Raw genomic sequence first — 21,157 nt, 5'->3', positions numbered from 1 at the left:
TTCGCTAGTCACATGATCTGCTACAAAGTGCTGTACCGTAGGAATTCACTGCCATGTGTGAGCATTCTGACTTCCTGATCATTGATGTTGTTAACTGAGGGTGAAGGTTATAAGTGGTATTTCTGCATGGTAGGGCATTTGGCTTTTAGACAAGGATGTCATACAATCAGAAGACAGAGTTTCTGGTTGTCTAGGCATCGGGATGAAAGGAAGGGAACGGCTTGCTTAGAAAAGATTATTTGCTCAGTATGATGGAAGAATTGACATCCGCAGTAGCATCGGTGCTCGGTCTAAGGCGTGAAAATAAACACGTCGAAGCGCTGAAACAACTAGATGACCTGCTCAACAAGCAGTTTCGTCTTCGTTCAGATTTGCTCAGACGATTGCCGCCGGAACAAATTATTGAGCTTTTCCGATTGGGCCCTGGAATTGAAGCGGATAAGCTTCAGCAGGTGGCTCGCATTTTAGAGGAAGAAGCCGTGATTTACCTGGAAACCAGCAGAACAGACGAGGGCATACGAATCTTGATGAAATCTCTTCATTTATATTTGTACAGCGATACGAATGGCGCGACTCGTGATCTGCAGGTCTTGCCTGAACGAATAGCGTGTATCATGAAACTGGTGCGTGAATATGAGCTTCCCCCTGAAACCAGCAAACTGTTGGCTGTTCATTACGAGCGGGAAAACAGGCTGGACGAAGCCGCCGATGTCTGGTTTGGATTGGCATGGGAGCAGCCAGAGCTGCTAGCGGAAGCGGAGACGTTTTATAGTCAATTACTGGATAAGACCAATGCAGAGCTGGAGCTGGGTGGAATTTCACGCCAGGAAGTCACCGAGGGTTTGACCGAGATCACCCAATTACATGAAAGAAAGTGAGATGTACCTTTTGGATTCACTGCGCGAACTTATATACCAATTGACCACGGGAGGATCCCTCATAACAGCGACGCTGAGTCAGCTTCGCAAACGGGAGGATGCTTCTTTTACTAAAGTGCAAATCAAACCTGTAGAATTGAAAAATAAGCTGTATTACCAGTTTGCTTTTCATTATAGCAACAAAGTCATTCATGAAAATCTGACCCCTGACGAAGCTAATGAGCGTATGACTGCCTTGTTTGAGGACACGTTCCGCCAAGGACTTCTATGCGCCAAGGATGCAGACTACCAAGTGCTGATCAGTAAAAAATATAAAGTATCCATTCTGACAAAGTCACCGAGCAAAAGTAAAGCCGACCTGTCTCATAATCGCAAAAAGCAATATGTGCTCGAAGAAGGGGAGCGAATTCCTTTCCTGATTGAGCTTGGGATTATGAATGAGGATGGTAAGGTACTGGCCCGCAAGTATGATAAGTTTCGTCAAATTAACCGGTTTCTCGAAATGGTGCAGGATGTATTGCCCAGCCTTCCGGTAGGCCGCCCATTGACGATTGTAGATTTTGGCTGTGGCAAATCGTATTTGACCTTTGCGCTGTATCACTATTTGGCTGTACAGCAAAAGCGACCATTGCAGATCGTTGGTTTGGACTTGAAGGCAGATGTCATTGAAACCTGTAATGTTCTGGCTCAAAAGCTGCAATATCGACAGTTGGAGTTTCTGGTCGGTGATATCGCAGACTATAACGAACTGGAACAGGTGGATATGGTTGTTACCTTGCACGCTTGTGATACAGCAACAGATGCGGCGCTGGAAAAGGCCGTCCGCTGGGGAGCATCCGTTATTTTGTCGGTTCCGTGTTGCCAGCATGAGCTGTTCAGCCAACTAGAAAATCCGGTATTGGAGCCTTTGCTATCTCACGGTATTTTAAAGGAGCGTTTTTCTGCACTGGCAACGGATGGAATCCGGGCCAAACTGCTGGATATGATGGGATATCGGACACAGCTATTGGAATTTATCGACATGGAGCATACACCTAAAAATATTCTGATTCGTGCCGTCAAAGGGCAGGCGGGAGAACAATCCGTTTTGTGGCGTGAATACACAGCATTTCGGGATTTTATTCATGCTGATCCTTATTTGGAACGCGCTTGTGCGGATTTGCTTCCCGAAGGAGCGGGGAAGAAGCAGACACATAGCTAACAATATAGTAAAAGTGGAGCCACTGCGGGGTGGCTCCACTTTTTTGTAGTTTACAGTTCATGGTTGCAGTACGCCAATATCTATCCGCCATAGGCGCTTCTAAAAGCGGTGCACAAGACATCGCGATCCACCTTCCACAATGCCGCGAGCTCCTCGCTGACATCTTCGTCCCACCAGTCGCATAGTAGTTTGCGATTACTATGGTTTTCCGCAATCCAGATAAGGTGTCCGACGACCTTGCGGCAGTATAGCTCCTCGCCCTGCTTGACCAGATCAGGAGCAATGTGAACAGGCAGACGTTTGCAGGTTCGATACAACTCTTTGGTACATGCGCGGCGGATACCACGAGCCGTGGGTAAACGGGATTGTGAATTGTCATGTTTGGGGAATTTGCCGGGAGCCATATTGTACCCCCTCCTCTCTCTCCCAACTTATGCGGGCAGAGGAGCCGGGGTCACTGACCTCCCTATTTGGGCGAAGTGGCGACTTGTTCTGCCGCTGTGATACACTAATGAAAATAGAGAAACAGGCAGGGAGTGGGAAGAGAATTGGACCAAATATCTAGTATCATTAATTATTTGTTTGAGATCATTCGTAGTCTTGGGTATTTTGGTATTATGCTAGGCTTGATGGTTGAGGTCATTCCAAGCGAAATTGTCCTCGCTTACGGTGGCTTTTTAGTATCCTCGGGTCATATTAATTTTTTTGGCGCAGTCGTTTTTGGAACGATTGGCGGGGTTCTGGCCCAGTTGTTCATTTACTGGATTGGACGCTATGGCGGCAGACCGGTATTAGATAAATATGGAAAATACATACTTATCAAAAAAAGTCATGTCGACCATGCTGAAGCCTGGTTTAACAAATACGGTACAGGGGTCATTTTCACAGCTCGCTTTATTCCTGTTGTGCGTCATGCCATCTCAATCCCTGCCGGGTTGGCTCGAATGAACGTATGGCGCTTTATTATTTTGACGACGCTAGCGATTATACCTTGGTCTGTTTTGTTTATATATTTAGGTATGCTGCTAGGAGACAAGTGGGAGCAAATTGACGAAGTGGCAGCACCTTACATCAAACCGATTTTGCTGGTTGCCCTTGCGCTCTTGATCATTTATTTTGTTATCAAATGGATTTTGTCCAAAAACAAAAAAGGAAGTGTATAACATGAGCCGTACTAATGTATCGCAATACTTCGGAAAGGGCTTAAGCCCTGAACAGTTTATGGAGGGCATGGAAAAGAACAAAGAAGCCTTCCGCTCTGGGTACGATCAGTTTGTGTGGAATCGCGAAGAGGATCGAGAGTATTTTGAAAGCCTGAACCATAGGGATGATCTGCGCGTGCTTATTTTGGCTGCCGACTGGTGTGGGGATGTGGTACGCAATGTGCCAGTTGTGTTCCGTGCGCTGGAGAATAGCGGGATTCCGACCGAAGTATTAATCTTGGAAAACCATCAGGCGCTGATGGATGACTTCCTGACAATGGGCGGACGTGCTGTACCGATTGTGATTTTTGCGGATACAGGAGGTCACGTACTTGGCCACTGGGGACCACGCCCTGCACATGTCCAACAAATTATGATCGAATTCAAACGTGAAAATCCAGATCGGGAAGCCGATGATTATCAAGAAAAAATTGCAGTTGCTCGTAAAGAAATGGCTGAAAAATATGGGGAGGGAACCGAGGTCCATCCTGTGATTGTTCAGGAATTACGTGAGCTGATCTCGGGATTTTAACTTATGGTGCTATCTATTCGCAGCTTTAATCTCGGTCCACTTCAGACGAACGCTTATTTGCTTCAAGGGGATGATCCACAGCGCGCCATTATTATTGATCCGGGAATGAATCCGGGTCCTTTGCTGAGGGCGATTGAGTCTCTGACTATTGAAGCTATCCTGCTGACCCATGCCCATTTTGACCATATTGGTGGGGTGGAGGAGATTCGCAATGCCAAAGGATGCCCGGTGTATTTGCACGCCTTGGAGCAAGACTGGCTCACATCTCCTAAGCTGAATGGCTCCTTGATGTGGCCAGAGGCATCTCCACCAATCTCAACCGGTCCTGCCGAATATGATTTGGCGGAAGGTCAGCAATTGAACCTGATCGGGCACACGTTCAAGGTGTTCCATACACCGGGCCATTCACCCGGAAGTGTCAGCTTTTTGTGCGGCAAAGATCTTTTTTCCGGGGATGTGCTATTCCGTCAGGGCGTTGGACGCACGGATCTGACGGGTGGCCGGGAACGGGATCTATACGATTCTATTCAAAACAAATTGTTTCCGCTCGGAGATGACGTTACAGTCTATTCCGGTCACGGTCCCAAAACGTCCATCGGTTATGAGAAAGCTAACAATCCGTATATCCGGTAAATGTGATGAACCTTTCAGGAGGGGCAAAATCAAAGGTTTGACAGGTTTTGCCCCAATTCGACAACAAATTATAAATTATGTATAGACAAAGGTTTTTATTTTTGTTAACATAAATTTATTAAAGTTACATACTAAACTCGCGAAGCACGCAAGCTGTGGATGAATCCCGGTTTGCGTTCTTTTTTTTGCCCATTAAGAGGATAAAGAGGCATGAGGCCGTCAGATCACAAGGGGGAGCAAGAATGAAAAGAAAACATATATATGGGGTACAACGTGAGATTGGAGGTAGTTTCCGTGTTCCCAATATAATAGATATTGAAGATTCTGTGGTAGGTTCCGAACCGAAGATCATAACTTGGAAAAAGGTGAAACGACGGGGCGGAATCCCTTCACAAAACTGGCATGTGAGATTGAATGAACACAGGTTGGGACGTGGAGACGGTCGATTATGAAGATACATAGATGATATAGACAAGCTACTTTTTTTTTAGTAGACTTAGCAGATAAGTTCAGACAAACGGGGGGGCTAACGATGCATCATTTAGGAGCTAGAATTATGATCGTCGCGGATGCTTTTGAGCAGAATCTTCCTGTGGGCGAACATGGTTATATCATTGCTTACGACCGTAATGCGGACAATGCTTTTGACTATGTCATTCGCGTACCGAAGGTGAACCGCAATTTTTTTGTACCATCCGGGGACATCGAGCTGGAAGAGAGTATTCTCAAGCTAGAAGCCGAGCGGATTGAGCGTGAAGCGCTGATAGATTATGCCCTTGCTACTCATAATGAGCAACTGTTCAAGCATGTAATGAACGGTGGTCTTGATTCGGTAGAGACTGAAGAAGAAGAAACCGCGGCAGAGTTGTTGTCACAGGCTGATTTTATCAGACAAGTCAATTTGCGTGCTTGGATATAGGGGTCGGCTACTGCCGACTCTTTTTAAAAATATATAATGGGCACAATCTCAGCTCTTATAGTTATCTCGAAAGAGCACCGAGAGGTGCTTTTTTTATATTCTTTTAGCAACATTTCCCTCATTGATGTACAGTTTGCTTCTGTACCGCGTCAAAGATTGAATTGTAAAGGGTTCTATCCTATAATTAAAAACGTTATTTCAAAGTTCGGTGCAGCATTTTTTAATATTAGGATTTTGCAAAATTCGATTCCAGTCGCTTATTGGACTTTTTGCAAAATCCTCATATACATGAGGAGGGTTTTGTATGAACATTTCCACGGAAGATGTCCGTCACGTAGCCAAGCTATCTAGGTTGAATCTGACCGCGGCTGAAGAAGAAACGATGACAGGACAATTAAACGCCATTCTCCATTATGCGGAGAAGCTGAATGAGCTGGATACGGAGCAGGTAAAACCGACCACTCATGTGCTGCACGTCAGCAATGTCATGCGAGACGACGAAGTTCGTGAAAGTTTGACACATGAGCAAGTGATGCGCAATGCACCTGAAGAAGAAGACGGACAGTTTAAGGTTCCTGCTGTTCTGGAATAGATCTCATATTTGAAAGGAGGATGCAAATTGAGCTTGTTCAATAACACATTGCCCGAGATACATAACAAGCTGCATCAAAAGGAAATTTCCGTGAGTGATCTGGTGGGACACGCTCTGGAGACGATTGGTGCGCGGGAAGACAAGATCAGAGCTTATATTACCGTTGACGAGGAACAGGCCCGTGCATCCGCACGTCAGCTGGATGATCAGCTGATTTCCGGAGAGGAAAGAGGGTTGTTGTTTGGTCTGCCGGTTGGTATTAAGGATAATATTGTGACAGAAGGGCTGCGTACAACATGTGGCAGTCAGTTTTTGAAAAATTTTGATCCCGTTTACGATGCCACAGTTGTTAGCAAGTTGCGCGCAGCGCAAACTGTGACACTCGGTAAAATGAACATGGACGAATTCGCCATGGGCGGCTCTAACGAGAACTCCAGCTTTTTCCCTGCACGTAACCCTTGGGATTTAGAACGTGTTCCCGGCGGTTCCAGTGGCGGCTCGGCTGCGGCTGTTGCAGCGGGTGAGGCTTATTTCACGCTCGGTTCGGATACAGGTGGTTCCATTCGCCAGCCTGCTTCTTACTGCGGTGTAGTTGGCCTGAAACCAACCTATGGTCTAGTATCCCGTTTTGGACTGGTGGCTTTTGCCTCCTCTTTAGACCAAATTGGACCTATTACTAAAAATGTTCAGGATTCGGCCTATGTCCTACAAGCCATTGCAGGTTATGACCAGAAGGACTCCACTTCTGCAAAGGTAGACATTCCTGATTATTTGAACGCTTTAACCGGGGATGTAAAAGGACTTCGTATCGCTGTGCCTAAAGAGTATCTTGGTGAGGGCGTAGATCCACAGGTCAAGGAAAAGGTGCTCGACGCACTGAAAACGCTGGAAGGATTGGGCGCGGTATGGGAAGAGGTATCTCTTCCGCACACGGAATATGCGGTAGCGACATACTACCTGTTGGCTTCATCCGAAGCGTCGTCCAATCTGGCCCGCTTTGACGGCGTGCGCTATGGTGTGCGTTCTGACAATCCGGACAACCTGCTTGATCTTTACCATCAGTCCCGTACGCAGGGTTTTGGTCCCGAGGTGAAGCGTCGGATTATGCTGGGTACCTATGCACTCAGCTCCGGGTACTACGATGCTTATTATTTGAAAGCTCAAAAAGTGCGCACACTGATTAAACAGGATTTTGATCGTGTATTTGAACAATATGATGTAATTATCGGACCTACTGCACCGACAACTGCTTTCAAAATCGGCTCACAAGTGGATGATCCATTGACGATGTATTTGAACGACATTTTGACGATTCCGGTGAGCTTAGCTGGTGTGCCAGCCATCAGCATTCCGTGTGGTCTTGCGGATGGAATGCCAGTCGGACTACAAATTATTGGAAAGGCCTTTGACGAGTCTTCCGTGCTACGCGTAGCTCATGCTTTTGAACAAAATACCGAATTTCACAAGCAGCGTCCGCAGCTGTAATTTGCTAAAAAGGAGGGAACCTATTCATGTCTACAACTACATCCAAATATGAGACGGTCATCGGACTTGAAGTGCACGTGGAATTGCATACGAAGTCTAAAATATTCTGTGGATGCTCGACATCCTTCGGAGCACCACCCAACTCTCATACATGTCCGGTCTGTCTCGGTCATCCAGGGGTATTGCCGGTATTGAACCGTCAGGCCGTTGATTATGCAATGAAAGCAGCAATGGCGCTGAATTGCACCATTGCTGATGTGAGCAAGTTTGACCGTAAGAACTATTTTTACCCCGATTCACCTAAGGCTTACCAAATCTCACAATACGATCAACCCATTGGCGAAAATGGCTGGATTGATATTGAAGTGAATGGTGAGACAAAGCGTATCGGTATTACCCGACTGCATCTGGAAGAGGACGCAGGAAAATTAACACATGTTGATGGTGGCTACGCATCTTTGGTCGATTTTAACCGGGTCGGCACACCATTGGTCGAGATCGTTTCGGAGCCGGAAATATCTTCGCCGGAAGAAGCCAAGGCCTATCTGGAAAAAATACGTGCCATTATGCAGTATTGTGATGTATCCGATGTGAAGATGGAGGAAGGATCACTTCGCTGCGACGCGAATATCAGTCTTCGTCCGCATGGACAAAAAGAGCTGGGAACTAAAGCGGAACTGAAAAACATGAACTCCTTCCGTGGCGTACAGCGCGGACTGGAATATGAGCAGTTCCGACAGGAGCAGACGTTGGACGAAGGCGGAACGATTGTACAGGAGACACGTCGTTGGGATGAGGCACAAGGTAAAACCTTATCCATGCGTGGTAAGGAACAGGCCCATGACTATCGTTATTTCCCAGACCCGGATCTCGTTACACTGCATATAGATGAGGAATGGAAAGAACGCATCCGTGCTTCGATTCCTGAATTGCCTGACCAGCGTAAAGCACGCTACACTTCGGAATATGGATTACCTGAGTATGATGCCCAGGTGATTACGTCCTCCAAGCCATTGGCCGATTTGTTTGAGGATAGCCTTCAATTCACCAAGGATGCCAAAGCAGTATCCAACTGGATTATGGGGGATTTACTTGGTTATTTGAACAGTGCCAGTGTGGAGCTGTCGCAGGTTAAATTGACCGGACGGGGCTTGGGTGAAATGATCGGACTGCTGGAGAAGGGAACGATCAATAGCAAAATCGCCAAAACGGTCTTCAAGGAAATGCTGGAAAGTGATAAACTGCCACAGCAAATTGTTGAAGAAAAAGGGCTTGTACAGATCAGTGATGAGGGTGCAATCTTGACCATTGTCGAACAAGTTGTAGCAGCTAACCCGCAATCGGTCGAAGATTACAAAGCCGGCAAGCAAAAGGCCATCGGCTTCCTAGTCGGTCAAGTGATGAAGGAGAGCAAGGGAAAGGCAAACCCTGGCCTTGCTAATAAGTTGCTGACGGAAGTGCTGAACCGCTAATGGCATAGATTTGACAGGGGCTTGTCTTTTAGGGACAGGCCCCTTTTGCATAGACGCTGAGAACGATTGGCGCAAACAAGCTTTAGAATCCTGATGGCATTTTATGAGTTTCCTTAGGAGGGAAAACAGCATGGTTACCCTATGTTCATTGGAAGATGATGATATCGTCAGTCAGATATGGCGTCTACAGCACGCTGCCTATAGGCTGGAAGCTGAGCTGATTGGGTTTGATGAGATTCCTCCACTGATGGATACATTGGATACGCTGAGAAGCTGTGGAGAGTCTTTTTATGGGTGGCTGGAGGAAGGTGAATTGCTAGGGGCACTGGCTGTGCAGTCTGAGTCGCCCGATTCGCTTACTCTTACACGTATGATGGTTCACCCAGATCATTTTCGAAAAGGTATTGCAGACTCTTTAATGAAGCATGTTTTGAATGAATATCAAAATATCCCGTTGTTTATCGTCTCTACAGGAACTTTAAATACTCCTGCCGTGACATTGTATCGAAAACATGGCTTTCGCCCCGTATCTGCGGCGGAGGTCGCCCCAGGCGTGGAATTAACCACCTACCATCTGCATAAGTTGGAATAGCATTGAGTTATCATTAAATTGGCATTAAAAATGCACATAAGCCCACAAACCGCGCACCCGGAGTGGGAAGCACGACATAACCGGGAGGAGTAACTTGAATGAATAATCCGTGGATTATAGACGATTCACATATCATTTTACGGCTTTTGCTGTCCATGCTTCTCGGTGGATTCATTGGCTTTGAACGCGAACGTTCCAATCACGCAGCTGGTTTGAGGACTCATATTATGGTCAGTCTTGGTTCGACGCTGATTATGCTACTCTCCATTTACGGCTTTGCCGATTTTATTAAAGAAGCTAATGTACGCATAGATCCCGCTCGTTTGGCTACGGCTGTAATCACTGGCGTAGGCTTTTTGGGTGCAGGGACGATTATGTTCACAGGTAAATCCATTACCGGACTAACGACTGCGGCTTCCATTTGGGTCGTGGCTGCCATTGGTCTTGGGGTCGGAGCAGGCTTTTATTTCCCGTCTATAGCGGCGACAGTGCTCGTATTTTTAAATTTATGGGTATTTAACAAAGTCGAACTTCGGTATATGCGTGGACGCAAGCGTCATCTTATTACATTGTACGGATTGTCGTCTCACGGATTGCTGGAGCAGATTTCGACTTATTTAGAGCAAGAAAAAGTGGAAATACGTAAAATAATGATTAAAGAACATGAAAATGTCCCATTTCACGAATTACATCCAGATCGGCAGAGTATGGAGGTTTCCCTAGAGGTGCTGTCCCGTCATGATTTTAATCCCGTACGTATTGCAGCTGATTTACGACAATGGGAAGATATAGCTGCAGTCTCTGTTGAGTAATAGCCTACCTTTTTTTAACAGTTACTCTTAAATCCGATTGGGGTACTATGTAAGCATTGAAGTATTTTTCAGCGGAGCCACGCATGGGATTCAAAGGGGAGGATGGCATGAACTCGGAACAACCGTTACCGTCTGGAGAGGCTGGGCAGCTACAAGCGCCGGAACAGCGGGAACAACCCAGACAGGGGAAGCGTCTAAAATACGCTAAATTTCGCAAAGTGATTGCCATTATCATGGCCGCATTGTTACCCGGACTGGGACATCTTTTTTTAGGGCTGTTTATTAGGGGGCTTAGTTTTATTGTGTTGCTCCTGCTAGATATTTTTGCGATGCTGTATGTTTCTTCTGATGGCTTGAGGATTAACATCCCATTACTTATTTTGCTTGGATTGTTCATACCCGTTTTATATTTTTATAATGTATATGATGTCTTACAGTCAGCAGATTACATGGTTCGTTATCGGCGTAAGCCAGATCGTTATGCACGAATGGATGCTAAAGGCCAGCAAAGTAGTCCTTTTTATGCATGGGAGAGAGGCTTTGCTTTTGCTGTGCTGATGGTGGCAGGCGGTGGGCTTATGATTTTGTTTCGCATGAAACCTCGCTGGTTGAGCAATTTCTTTGAGGATTATGGATTCCTGACGCTGGCCATTTTATTAATGATGATCGGTTTATCCCTTTTTCTAAGGGAAGCCTTTCTGTCCTTTAAACGTAAAAAGTTGAAAGAAAGAGGGTGAAGCTGGCGTGCACCGTAAAATAAGAGTCGGTCGCTACACCTCTTCGCTTCTGTTGATGGCTGTAGGCATTTTGCTTATTGTAGATGTGTTTCAAAATACTGAATATATGCTTCAGCTCCTCGTTTGGTGGCCCGTAATCTTCGTGCTTTGGGGACTGGAATATCTGATTTTTTTTGCTGTGTACTATCGGAAAGAAGGCAAGTCTGACAACGGAAGGCGATTCAGACCTGACCTAAAGGGGATTCTGTCCGCTTTGGTAGTGGCAGCCTCGGTTTTTATCGTGACCCAGCAAAATCATTATATGTATCTGTGGAACCGGGTCAGTCTCAATCTGACGTCAGCCTCTATGGATTTTAGTCAGGCTAAAGAGAATCGGTATGATATGGGTGGTGTACTGGTACCTGTAACTATGCAGACGTCCGATTTAGTAGTTGATTCGGTTAATGGTGATGTAACACTGATCAGACGGCCTGTGTCCAATATAGAGGTACGTGGGACTCTATGGGTGGATCAAGCGCCTGCTGCCGAAGCGGACAAGATTGCTCAAGCTTCTTCACTGACTTCTACCGACGGCAAGACCATCCAGATTCGTCCGGAGGCACAGTCATACGGAGCTTCAAGCAAACGTCAGCCCCGTGTGAACATGCTGATCACCGTGCCGGAGGACCGGCGGTTCAATGTGCAGATTAGAACCTCCAACGGGAATATTACCCTGAATGGAGTTGATGCTATTGATAGCATTCGGCTCGAGAGCGGTAATGGAAATCTCACCGTTAATGACGCTATCGGCAATGTCAAGGGAGGCACGCTGAACGGTCAGGTTAAATTGCATCGGATTTCTGGAGATGTAGATGTGCGCACGAACCGTGGCGATATGCAGGCAGGAGATATTGAAGGAGCTGTGACACTACACACCATGGTAGGTGATATTCAGCTCGCTCGTTCGGAAGGGGACATCACCGTAGATACTCAGAATGGTGACATGAATGTGCTGAATTCTACAGCCAAGCTGAATGCAAATTCGCTTAATGGCTCTATCAAAGTGCATAGCGAGCAGGTGGGCGGAGATTGGAAAATATACAGTGCTGTCGGTGATATTGTATTGGATCTTCCGTCGAATGGAGATTTTCAGTTAGAGGGTTCAAGCAGTTATGGTAATCTTCAATCCGATTTTCCATTTAAAATAGACAGTAAAAGTATTTCAGGCCAAAACGGGACAGGCAAGTATGCGATCAACGTAGAGGGTAACAGTAATTTAACCATTAAAAAGTTACTGATGCCGTCGTTACCTGACTTGGATGATTCCGGGGGTACGACTGCGCCCGATACATCTGAAAGCTCTACGGCTGAACCCGGAGCTCCTGAGTCAGATACTTCTATAGGAACATCCGGCGACAATACGGCGCGTTGACAAGAAACTTGAGTAGACCGTACAATGTGAGTAGGTTTAGAAGTAAGTTGTAAATAGATGCGTGGTAATTGATAGGATCGTAAGTAAGGGATAAGGCGGTGGACATATATGGCGGCACGCGTCCAGCATGCTTTGGAACTTCTGAAGAAGACAGGTGTACGCATAACACCCCAGCGTCATGCCATATTAAACTATTTAATGGAAACTATGGGGCACCCGACTGCAGATGAAATATATCGAGCGCTTGAGTCCAAGTTTCCAAGTATGAGTGTGGCTACGGTTTATAATAACTTAAAGATGTTTATAGAAGCGGGTATGGTACATGAGTTGACCTATGGAGATAACGCCAGTCGTTATGATGCCAATATTTCGGAGCACTATCACATCATTTGCGAAAAATGCGGAAAAATTGAAGATTTCAGTTATCCCTATTTGGCTGATGTGGAACGCCATGCCGCGTTGGAAACAGGCTTCGAGGTGCATGGACATCGAATGGAGTTACACGGAGTATGCAAAGCTTGTAGTAACAAACAAACGTAACGAAACAAGGAATAGAAGTTTTTTGTGCGGTATGTATATATTGTAATGGATTGGAAACGTGAGGAATTCCCCATAAGCGGGGATTTACCGCGTTTTTTTATTTAAATCACTGTATTTTTGTTTTAAGTAATCTGTTGTGGTTACAAAATACGAGAATTCAAAGTTCATACAATGGAGGTTCAATATTGGCCAGAAATCATTCCAGACGCCGCCGTAAACGTTCGCGATTCAGAGGAGCGGCAAGCCTGCTATTATTTGCAGCGATTATATGCGCAATTACTGTCGTATGGTTTGGTAATCCCCTTCACGAGAAACCCGATTGGCAGGGCAGTGTCCGTCCTATTTTTATGCAGGGCAAGTTGACTGGGTATGAAGCTCAAAGCTCGGGCAAGAACATGCTGATGCCGTTTAAATTGGTGCAAAGTCAAATTGATCCTACGGTTCGCTATGAGGATGATAGCCAAACCGTCATTATGGCGACGAGACAAAGCCTGCTCTATATGAAGGTTTCGAAGGCACAAGGGGAACTGAATGGTAAGACATATGCGCTTAGCGTAGCCCCTCAGGTGATCAGTGGAGAGGTATATATCCCGATAGAGGCTGTACGTGAAGTATACGGCGTTTCTATACACGAAGACCCTGTAACTGGTGCTGTCATCCTAATGAAAGCTGGAGAGAAGGTCAGGCTGGGGAGTGTAGAAAAGAAGGATGGCTCACAGGATGCTAGAATTGCCTTACGTAAAGAAGCCTCTAACCTATCTTTTATTTTGACAGATATATCTCAGCGGACGAAGGTACGTATTTGGTCCAAACAAGGAGATTGGTATTTTGTTCAATTAGACAATGGCTATGCGGGATACATTAAGTCAGACCATATCGCTGAAGGAGAAGAGCTTGTGATCCCTTCGGCTAAAGACGATTTGTCCATCTCGGAAAAACATTGGGAGGGTAGGCCAGTAAACCTCGCTTGGGAAGCTGTCTATAATCGTAAGCCCGATCCTTCCAAGTTTGATCCTATGCCTGGAGTAAATGTGGTGAGTCCTACGTGGTTCAGTGTCGTCGATCATGAGGGCACTGTAGAAAGCAAGGCAGATCCTGCCTATGTCAGCTGGGCACATCGCAAGGGGATGGAGGTTTGGGGCTTGTTGAGCAACAGCTTTAATCCCGAATTAACAACTGAAGCATTGTCTACCTTTGAACGTCGAAAGTCGATTATAGATCAGATGATTTCATTTGCCCTAGAAAATGATCTGGATGGTATTAATATTGACTTTGAAAATGTTCATACGAAGGATGGCCCCAATGTCACCCAATTTTTGCGGGAACTTAAACCGATGGCTCGGGAACATGATTTGATACTGTCCATTGATGTTACGCCTAAATCTCAAAGTGAAATGTGGTCAGCTTTTTTGGATCGAAAATCATTGGGCACCATCACAGATTACCTCATGGTAATGGCATATGATGAGCATTGGGCGGCTAGTCCAAAGGCTGGTTCTGTCGCCTCGCTACCATGGACGGAAGCGTCAATTAAGCGAATTATTCAGGAAGATGAAGTGCCGCCTCAAAAAGTGATTTTAGGTATTCCGTTATATACTCGCGTGTGGTCCGAGACTCCCAAAGAAGGGAAGATTAAGGTCACCTCTAAATCACTTGGTATGAAGTCAGCAGCCGGTATCATAGCCGAATTTAAGTTGAAGCCCAAGTTTAGAGCTGCTGAAGGCCAGAATTATGTCGAGTATACAGAAGACGGCGTGGTCAAAAAGATTTGGCTAGAGGATGAGGTATCTCTGAAGGCAAGAGTAGAACTTGCCAAATCGCTGAAGCTCGGAGGAATTGGGGCGTGGAATCGAACCTTTGCAGATGAAAACGCTTGGGTATCACTGAAAAAAATAAGTGAATAAGATAAAAATTTATACAATTGAAGAAGGAAGTTTCTTATTTATGTAGAAATGATCACATGTATCCAAATATCCAATTTGCGGTCATAGCCGCCTTGCAGGTATGGAGGGAGAAGTGCAGCTAACCAAATTAAACCTAATGTATGATGAAATGTTGCAGGAAGATTCAATAGGTATTATTTCGTACAGAAAGCCGGGAGAGTATTTTCACGGTTCGATGTTGTATGACTTTGATGAACTCATTCTAATTATTGGAGAAGGCACCAAGCCGGTTCGTTCTATTCAACACTTATTTATGAATGGCTTAAGATGCCAAGTGTTGTACGCAACGCTCAGTTGTCTGAAGGAATGGATTATCGCTGGTGAACAAGCCAACATTATAGATTATGTGCTAGAAGGTCGTATTGTCTGGGAACGGGATGACGGGGTCCGTCTTTTAAGACAGGAAATTGTTGATTTTAACGATCCACTACGGGAGCAGAAGCGATTTCATGAGTTCTCCCGCTTTCTGGTCAATTACGTTCATGGTAAAAGAGCGGTGCGAGAAGGGCGGATCATTGACGCTTATCAAAGTGTTCTGAAAGCATTGGATCATTGGGCATCTATTGAACTCATTGAACGGGGGATTTATCCAAAGACTCACTTATGGGTTCAGGTACAGCCTCTGGATCGAACGATTGACAAACTGTATAACGAACTCACATTAAGTACAGAAACCTTGGAACAACGGGTTGAACTAGTATTGCTTGCTTGTGAATTTTCAGTGATGTCAAAAATGGAGGAGTGCTCATCTCCGCTATTCCGTATATTAGGCAGCAGACGGGAACCCTGGTCTATAAATGAACTTATTAACCATTCAGAGCTAAAGAATCTTCAATTGGATCTTACCGTCGTGCTCCGTAAACTGGTATATCGTTCACTTATTAGAGAAACAGCTGCCGGGGATTTTAGGGATCGTGGGCAAAATCGTGAACTGCGTTACTCCCTTATTTGATGTGCAGGGGTTGATTTGTCAGGAAGAAAGGTTGTTAAATCGACTTTTCTTCCTTTTTTTGTACGTGATTTAGTATTTATAGATAGTTAAAAAATATAAATTATTAATTTAGGTTGACGAGTATATAAAATATGTGCTAAGTTATAACTCGCCCCATTAAGCAGCATGAATAATTTAGAACTGTTTAAAGCAGGATAAACGTGTTGCATCAAGCGTAAAAATGAATTTTCAAAAAAAGCTTGACGAAAAATGAGGTTATGTGTTACATTATTTAAGTCGCCGCTGAGACGCGGTGGTGAAACAAAGTAAGACAAAATGTAGGTTTGATCTTTGAAAACTGAACAACGAGTGAGTAAAACGGTTTTGTTCGCAAAATCAAACAAGAGATATTTTTATCTCGTCAGTTTCAACATGAGCTTATCGCTCTTTCTATAAACCAACTTTGGTTGGTCTTTAATGGAGAGTTTGATCCTGGCTCAGGACGAACGCTGGCGGCGTGCCTAATACATGCAAGTCGAGCGAGGTTGTTTAGAAGCTTGCTTCTAAACAACCTAGCGGCGGACGGGTGAGTAACACGTAGGCAACCTGCCCACAAGACAGGGATAACTACCGGAAACGGTAGCTAATACCCGATATATCCTTTTCCTGCATGGGAGAAGGAGGAAAGACGGAGCAATCTGTCACTTGTGGATGGGCCTGCGGCGCATTAGCTAGTTGGTGGGGTAAAGGCCTACCAAGGCGACGATGCGTAGCCGACCTGAGAGGGTGATCGGCCACACTGGGACTGAGACACGGCCCAGACTCCTACGGGAGGCAGCAGTAGGGAATCTTCCGCAATGGGCGAAAGCCTGACGGAGCAACGCCGCGTGAGTGATGAAGGTTTTCGGATCGTAAAGCTCTGTTGCCAGGGAAGAACGTCTTGTAGAGTAACTGCTACAAGAGTGACGGTACCTGAGAAGAAAGCCCCGGCTAACTACGTGCCAGCAGCCGCGGTAATACGTAGGGGGCAAGCGTTGTCCGGAATTATTGGGCGTAAAGCGCGCGCAGGCGGCTCTTTAAGTCTGGTGTTTAATCCCGAGGCTCAACTTCGGGTCGCACTGGAAACTGGGGAGCTTGAGTGCAGAAGAGGAGAGTGGAATTCCACGTGTAGCGGTGAAATGCGTAGAGATGTGGAGGAACACCAGTGGCGAAGGCGACTCTCTGGGCTGTAACTGACGCTGAGGCGCGAAAGCGTGGGGAGCAAACAGGATTAGATACCCTGGTAGTCCACGCCGTAAACGATGAATGCTAGGTGTTAGGGGTTTCGATACCCTTGGTGCCGAAGTTAACACATTAAGCATTCCGCCTGGGGAGTACGGTCGCAAGACTGAAACTCAAAGGAATTGACGGGGACCCGCACAAGCAGTGGAGTATGTGGTTTAATTCGAAGCAACGCGAAGAACCTTACCAGGTCTTGACATCCCTCTGACCGGTCTAGAGATAGACCTTTCCTTCGGGACAGAGGAGACAGGTGGTGCATGGTTGTCGTCAGCTCGTGTCGTGAGATGTTGGGTTAAGTCCCGCAACGAGCGCAACCCTTATGCTTAGTTGCCAGCAGGTCAAGCTGGGCACTCTAAGCAGACTGCCGGTGACAAACCGGAGGAAGGTGGGGATGACGTCAAATCATCATGCCCCTTATGACCTGGGCTACACACGTACTACAATGGCCGGTACAACGGGAAGCGAAATCGCGAGGTGGAGCCAATCCTAGAAAAGCCGGTCTCAGTTCGGATTGTAGGCTGCAACTCGCCTACATGAAGTCGGAATTGCTAGTAATCGCGGATCAGCATGCCGCGGTGAATACGTTCCCGGGTCTTGTACACACCGCCCGTCACACCACGAGAGTTTACAACACCCGAAGTCGGTGGGGTAACCCGCAAGGGAGCCAGCCGCCGAAGGTGGGGTAGATGATTGGGGTGAAGTCGTAACAAGGTAGCCGTATCGGAAGGTGCGGCTGGATCACCTCCTTTCTATGGAGAATCGTTTCCTGCAATGGAAACATTCAAATATGAAGCGTATGCTTCAAAAACTACTCACTCGTTGCTCAGTTTTGAGAGCTCAAACTCTCAGGAAAAGCTGGTTGTTTACAGCTGTGCACCTTGAAAACTGGATACCGAAACGAAATTGCGTTTTAGAATATTCCTTTAAGCTGATCTTGTGTAAACAAGTGAAATAAAGGTAGCTGCCTTGAATTTCATTCACACATTCGTGTTGAACCGAAATTCAAAGCGAATCGTATTTACCATGTAAATACTAGGTTAAGCTACAAAGAGCACACGGAGGATGCCTAGGCGCCAGGAGCCGACGAAGGACGTGGCGAACAACGATAAAGCCTCGGGGAGCTGTAAGCAAGCTTTGATCCGGGGATGTCCGAATGGGGAAACCCGGCTGTCTTCATCGACAGTCACTTTCTGCTGAATACATAGGCAGAATAGAGGCAGACCAGGGGAACTGAAACATCTAAGTACCCTGAGGAAGAGAAAACAATAGTGATTCCGTCAGTAGCGGCGAGCGAACGCGGATTAGCCCAAACCAAGGAGCTTGCTCCTTGGGGTTGTGGGACGTCTCACATGGAGTTACAAAGGAACCGGTTAGATGAAGAGGTCTGGAAAGGCCCGCCAGAGAAGGTAAAAGCCCTGTAGTTCAAAACTTGTTCTCTCCGAGACGGATCCCGAGTAGTGCGGGGCACGTGAAACCCCGTATGAATCCGGCAGGACCATCTGCCAAGGCTAAATACTCCCTGGCGACCGATAGTGAAGCAGTACCGTGAGGGAAAGGTGAAAAGCACCCCGGAAGGGGAGTGAAATAGATCCTGAAACCGTGTGCTTACAAGAAGTCAGAGCCCGATCTATGGGTGATGGCGTGCCTTTTGTAGAATGAACCGGCGAGTTACGTTCCCGTGCAAGGTTAAGGTGAAGAGCTGAAGCCGCAGCGAAAGCGAGTCTGAATAGGGCGAATGAGTACGTGGACGTAGACCCGAAACCGGGTGATCTACCCCTGTCCAGGGTGAAGGTGCGGTAACACGCACTGGAGGCCCGAACCCACGCATGTTGAAAAATGCGGGGATGAGGTGGGGGTAGCGGAGAAATTCCAATCGAACCCGGAGATAGCTGGTTCTCCCCGAAATAGCTTTAGGGCTAGCCTCGGAAAACAGAATCGTGGAGGTAGAGCACTGATTGGGTGCGGGGCCCGCAAGGGTTACCAAGCTCAGTCAAACTCCGAATGCCATAGATTTAGTTCCGGGAGTCAGACAGTGAGTGCTAAGATCCATTGTCGAAAGGGAAACAGCCCAGACCATCAGCTAAGGTCCCCAAGTGTGTGTTAAGTGGGAAAGGATGTGGAGTTGCACAGACAACCAGGATGTTGGCTTAGAAGCAGCCACCATTGAAAGAGTGCGTAATAGCTCACTGGTCGAGTGACTCTGCGCCGAAAATGTAACGGGGCTAAACACACCACCGAAGCTATGGCTTGATGCAATGCATCAGGGGTAGGGGAGCGTTGAATGCGGGTTGAAGGTGTACCGTAAGGAGCGCTGGACTGCATTCAAGTGAGAATGCCGGTATGAGTAACGAAAAGATCTGTGAGAATCAGATCCGCCGAAAGCCTAAGGGTTCCTGAGGAAGGTTCGTCCGCTCAGGGTAAGTCGGGACCTAAGGCGAGGCCGATAGGCGTAGTCGAAGGACAACAGGTCGAAATTCCTGTACCACCGTAATCCGTTATGAGCGATGGGGTGACGCAGTAGGGTAGTGACGCGGACTGATGGATGTCCGTCTAAGCAGTGAGGCTGATGTGTAGGCAAATCCGCACATCGTTAAGGCTGGGCTGTGATGGGGAGCGAAAATTGTAGTAGCGAAGGTCATGATCTCAGACTGCCAAGAAAAGCCTCTAGCCAGGAGAAGGTGCCCGTACCGCAAACCGACACAGGTAGGCGAGAAGAGAATTCTAAGGCGCGCGGAAGAACTCTCGTTAAGGAACTCGGCAAAATGACCCCGTAACTTCGGGAGAAGGGGTGCCTCGGTAGGGTGAATAGCCCGAGGGGGCCGCAGTGAAAAGGCCCAAGCGACTGTTTAGCAAAAACACAGGTCTGTGCGAAGCCGCAAGGCGAAGTATACGGGCTGACGCCTGCCCGGTGCTGGAAGGTTAAGGGGAGTGGTAAGCCCTTCGGGGCGAAGCTATGAACCGAAGCCCCAGTAAACGGCGGCCGTAACTATAACGGTCCTAAGGTAGCGAAATTCCTTGTCAGGTAAATTCTGACCCGCACGAATGGCGTAACGACTTGGGCGCTGTCTCAACGAGAGATCCGGTGAAATTTTAATACCTGTGAAGATGCAGGTTACCCGCGACAAGACGGAAAGACCCCATGGAGCTTTACTGCAGCTTGATATTGAATTTGGGTACGATCTGTACAGGATAGGTGGGAGCCGTAGAATCTTGAGCGCCAGCTTGAGAGGAGGCATCCTTGGGATACCACCCTGATCGTATCTAGGTTCTAACTTGGTACCGTGATCCGGTGCGAGGACAGTGTCAGGTGGGCAGTTTGACTGGGGCGGTCGCCTCCTAAAGAGTAACGGAGGCGCCCCAAGGTTCCCTCAGAATGGTTGGAAATCATTCGAAGAGTGCAAAGGCAGAAGGGAGCTTGACTGCGAGACCTACAAGTCGAGCAGGGACGAAAGTCGGGCTTAGTGATCCGGTGGTACCGCATGGAAGGGCCATCGCTCAACGGATAAAAGCTACCCTGGGGATAACAGGCTTATCTCCCCCAAGAGTCCACATCGACGGGGAGGTTTGGCACCTCGATGTCGGCTCATCGCATCCTGGGGCTGAAGTAGGTCCCAAGGGTTGGGCTGTTCGCCCATTAAAGCGGTACGCGAGCTGGGTTCAGAACGTCGTGAGACAGTTCGGTCCCTATCTGTCGTGGGCGTAGGAAATTTGAGAGGAGCTGTCCTTAGTACGAGAGGACCGGGATGGACGTACCGCTGGTGTACCAGTTGTTCCGCCAGGAGCACCGCTGGGTAGCTATGTACGGAAGGGATAAGCGCTGAAAGCATCTAAGCGTGAAGCCCCCCTCAAGATGAGATTTCCCAATTAGTAAGACCCCTTGAAGACGACGAGGTAGATAGGTTGGGGGTGGAAGTGCAGTAATGCATGGAGCTGACCAATACTAATCGGTCGAGGGCTTATCCTAAAATAAAACGCAAATGAGTTTCGGATCCAGTT

General features: G+C 47.1%; 18 protein-coding genes and 2 rRNA genes. 19 read left to right on the top strand and 1 reads right to left on the bottom strand.

What is annotated here, in order from left to right; all coding sequences use genetic code 11:
* Positions 1-221 precede the first annotated feature (221 nt).
* Positions 222-878: a DUF6483 family protein gene (locus MHI21_RS21225; RefSeq protein ID WP_342418862.1), complete on the top strand. Its 657-nt coding sequence runs from the start codon at positions 222-224 to the stop codon at positions 876-878.
* Positions 865-2,079 (top strand): SAM-dependent methyltransferase, encoded by a 1,215-nt coding sequence (locus tag MHI21_RS21220; RefSeq protein ID WP_209940434.1) that lies wholly within the window; start codon positions 865-867, stop codon positions 2,077-2,079. Before MHI21_RS21225 ends, MHI21_RS21220 begins: the two co-directional genes overlap by 14 nt.
* An 80-nt stretch (positions 2,080-2,159) precedes the next feature.
* Here the strand turns inward: MHI21_RS21220 and MHI21_RS21215 are convergent, their stop codons facing one another.
* A complete protein-coding gene (locus tag MHI21_RS21215; RefSeq protein ID WP_342418861.1) occupies positions 2,160-2,483 on the bottom strand; it encodes a dehydrogenase in 324 nt (107 codons plus the stop codon).
* A 144-nt stretch (positions 2,484-2,627) separates the two neighbouring features.
* Between MHI21_RS21215 and MHI21_RS21210 the strand changes: the two genes are divergently transcribed.
* The 17 genes from MHI21_RS21210 (at position 2,628) to MHI21_RS21130 (ending at position 21,125) form a co-directional block, all read left to right on the top strand.
* Positions 2,628-3,242, top strand: coding sequence for a DedA family protein (locus tag MHI21_RS21210; protein WP_069290373.1), 615 nt, complete (start codon positions 2,628-2,630; stop codon positions 3,240-3,242).
* A gap of 1 nt (position 3,243) precedes the next feature.
* The gene (locus MHI21_RS21205; RefSeq protein ID WP_061831455.1) at positions 3,244-3,813 is read left to right on the top strand and encodes a thioredoxin family protein; all 570 of its coding nucleotides are present in this window, start codon (positions 3,244-3,246) and stop codon (positions 3,811-3,813) included.
* A gap of 3 nt (positions 3,814-3,816) precedes the next feature.
* On the top strand, positions 3,817-4,446 hold the full coding sequence (locus tag MHI21_RS21200) for an MBL fold metallo-hydrolase (protein WP_061831454.1): 630 nt from the start codon (positions 3,817-3,819) through the stop codon (positions 4,444-4,446).
* Between the two features lie 242 nt (positions 4,447-4,688).
* Positions 4,689-4,898, top strand: coding sequence for a hypothetical protein (locus MHI21_RS21195; protein WP_061831453.1), 210 nt, complete (start codon positions 4,689-4,691; stop codon positions 4,896-4,898).
* An 80-nt stretch (positions 4,899-4,978) separates the two neighbouring features.
* Positions 4,979-5,365, top strand: a complete 387-nt coding sequence (locus MHI21_RS21190) for a hypothetical protein (protein ID WP_061831452.1) — start codon at positions 4,979-4,981, stop codon at positions 5,363-5,365.
* A gap of 304 nt (positions 5,366-5,669) precedes the next feature.
* Entirely contained in the window at positions 5,670-5,957 is a 288-nt protein-coding gene (gene gatC, locus MHI21_RS21185) for an Asp-tRNA(Asn)/Glu-tRNA(Gln) amidotransferase subunit GatC (protein ID WP_013311910.1), read from the top strand.
* A gap of 27 nt (positions 5,958-5,984) precedes the next feature.
* Positions 5,985-7,442 carry an Asp-tRNA(Asn)/Glu-tRNA(Gln) amidotransferase subunit GatA gene (gene gatA, locus MHI21_RS21180; protein ID WP_023990257.1) on the top strand — a complete coding sequence of 486 codons (1,458 nt, stop codon included), beginning with the start codon at positions 5,985-5,987 and terminating at the stop codon, positions 7,440-7,442.
* Between the two features lie 26 nt (positions 7,443-7,468).
* On the top strand, positions 7,469-8,914 hold the full coding sequence (gene gatB, locus MHI21_RS21175; RefSeq protein ID WP_322174847.1) for an Asp-tRNA(Asn)/Glu-tRNA(Gln) amidotransferase subunit GatB: 1,446 nt from the start codon (positions 7,469-7,471) through the stop codon (positions 8,912-8,914).
* Positions 8,915-9,044: 130 nt separating this feature from the next.
* On the top strand, positions 9,045-9,506 hold the full coding sequence (locus tag MHI21_RS21170; protein WP_061831450.1) for a GNAT family N-acetyltransferase: 462 nt from the start codon (positions 9,045-9,047) through the stop codon (positions 9,504-9,506).
* A gap of 98 nt (positions 9,507-9,604) precedes the next feature.
* Positions 9,605-10,318, top strand: coding sequence for an MgtC/SapB family protein (locus tag MHI21_RS21165; protein ID WP_023990255.1), 714 nt, complete (start codon positions 9,605-9,607; stop codon positions 10,316-10,318).
* 83 nt (positions 10,319-10,401) lie between these two features.
* Positions 10,402-11,055: a hypothetical protein gene (locus tag MHI21_RS21160; RefSeq protein ID WP_069290370.1), complete on the top strand. Its 654-nt coding sequence runs from the start codon at positions 10,402-10,404 to the stop codon at positions 11,053-11,055.
* 7 nt (positions 11,056-11,062) lie between these two features.
* Positions 11,063-12,466, top strand: a complete 1,404-nt coding sequence (locus MHI21_RS21155; protein WP_342418860.1) for a DUF4097 family beta strand repeat-containing protein — start codon at positions 11,063-11,065, stop codon at positions 12,464-12,466.
* Between the two features lie 108 nt (positions 12,467-12,574).
* Positions 12,575-13,006 (top strand): Fur family transcriptional regulator, encoded by a 432-nt coding sequence (locus MHI21_RS21150; protein ID WP_013311903.1) that lies wholly within the window; start codon positions 12,575-12,577, stop codon positions 13,004-13,006.
* A 185-nt stretch (positions 13,007-13,191) separates the two neighbouring features.
* Positions 13,192-14,910, top strand: a complete 1,719-nt coding sequence (locus MHI21_RS21145; protein ID WP_342418859.1) for a glycosyl hydrolase family 18 protein — start codon at positions 13,192-13,194, stop codon at positions 14,908-14,910.
* Between the two features lie 112 nt (positions 14,911-15,022).
* Entirely contained in the window at positions 15,023-15,901 is an 879-nt protein-coding gene (locus tag MHI21_RS21140; RefSeq protein WP_341163136.1) for a nucleotidyltransferase-like protein, read from the top strand.
* 453 nt (positions 15,902-16,354) lie between these two features.
* Positions 16,355-17,910, top strand: a 16S ribosomal RNA gene (locus MHI21_RS21135).
* Between the two features lie 286 nt (positions 17,911-18,196).
* Positions 18,197-21,125: ribosomal RNA gene (locus MHI21_RS21130) — 23S ribosomal RNA — on the top strand.
* The 16S and 23S rRNA genes sit together here, the layout of an rRNA operon.
* The last annotated feature ends 32 nt before the right edge of the window (positions 21,126-21,157 follow it).

The sequence above is a fragment of the Paenibacillus sp. FSL H8-0168 genome, from assembly GCF_038592955.1.
Lineage (GTDB): Bacteria > Bacillota > Bacilli > Paenibacillales > Paenibacillaceae > Paenibacillus > Paenibacillus polymyxa_B.
This window is presented reverse-complemented; position numbering and strand designations above follow the sequence as displayed.

What these genes read in the sequence shown, in the direction of transcription:
- gatC (WP_013311910.1), top strand. Translation starts at nt 5,670, where the DNA reads ATGAACATTTCCACGGAAGATGTCCGTCACGTAGCCAAGCTATCTAGG.
- MHI21_RS21195 (WP_061831453.1), top strand. Translation starts at nt 4,689, where the DNA reads ATGAAAAGAAAACATATATATGGGGTACAACGTGAGATTGGAGGTAGT.
- MHI21_RS21200 (WP_061831454.1), top strand. Translation starts at nt 3,817, where the DNA reads ATGGTGCTATCTATTCGCAGCTTTAATCTCGGTCCACTTCAGACGAAC.
- MHI21_RS21190 (WP_061831452.1), top strand. Translation starts at nt 4,979, where the DNA reads ATGCATCATTTAGGAGCTAGAATTATGATCGTCGCGGATGCTTTTGAG.
- gatB (WP_322174847.1), top strand. Translation starts at nt 7,469, where the DNA reads ATGTCTACAACTACATCCAAATATGAGACGGTCATCGGACTTGAAGTG.
- MHI21_RS21205 (WP_061831455.1), top strand. Translation starts at nt 3,244, where the DNA reads ATGAGCCGTACTAATGTATCGCAATACTTCGGAAAGGGCTTAAGCCCT.
- MHI21_RS21160 (WP_069290370.1), top strand. Translation starts at nt 10,402, where the DNA reads ATGGGATTCAAAGGGGAGGATGGCATGAACTCGGAACAACCGTTACCG.
- MHI21_RS21215 (WP_342418861.1), bottom strand. Translation starts at nt 2,483, where the DNA reads ATGGCTCCCGGCAAATTCCCCAAACATGACAATTCACAATCCCGTTTA.
- MHI21_RS21220 (WP_209940434.1), top strand. Translation starts at nt 865, where the DNA reads ATGAAAGAAAGTGAGATGTACCTTTTGGATTCACTGCGCGAACTTATA.
- MHI21_RS21170 (WP_061831450.1), top strand. Translation starts at nt 9,045, where the DNA reads ATGGTTACCCTATGTTCATTGGAAGATGATGATATCGTCAGTCAGATA.
- MHI21_RS21150 (WP_013311903.1), top strand. Translation starts at nt 12,575, where the DNA reads ATGGCGGCACGCGTCCAGCATGCTTTGGAACTTCTGAAGAAGACAGGT.
- MHI21_RS21165 (WP_023990255.1), top strand. Translation starts at nt 9,605, where the DNA reads ATGAATAATCCGTGGATTATAGACGATTCACATATCATTTTACGGCTT.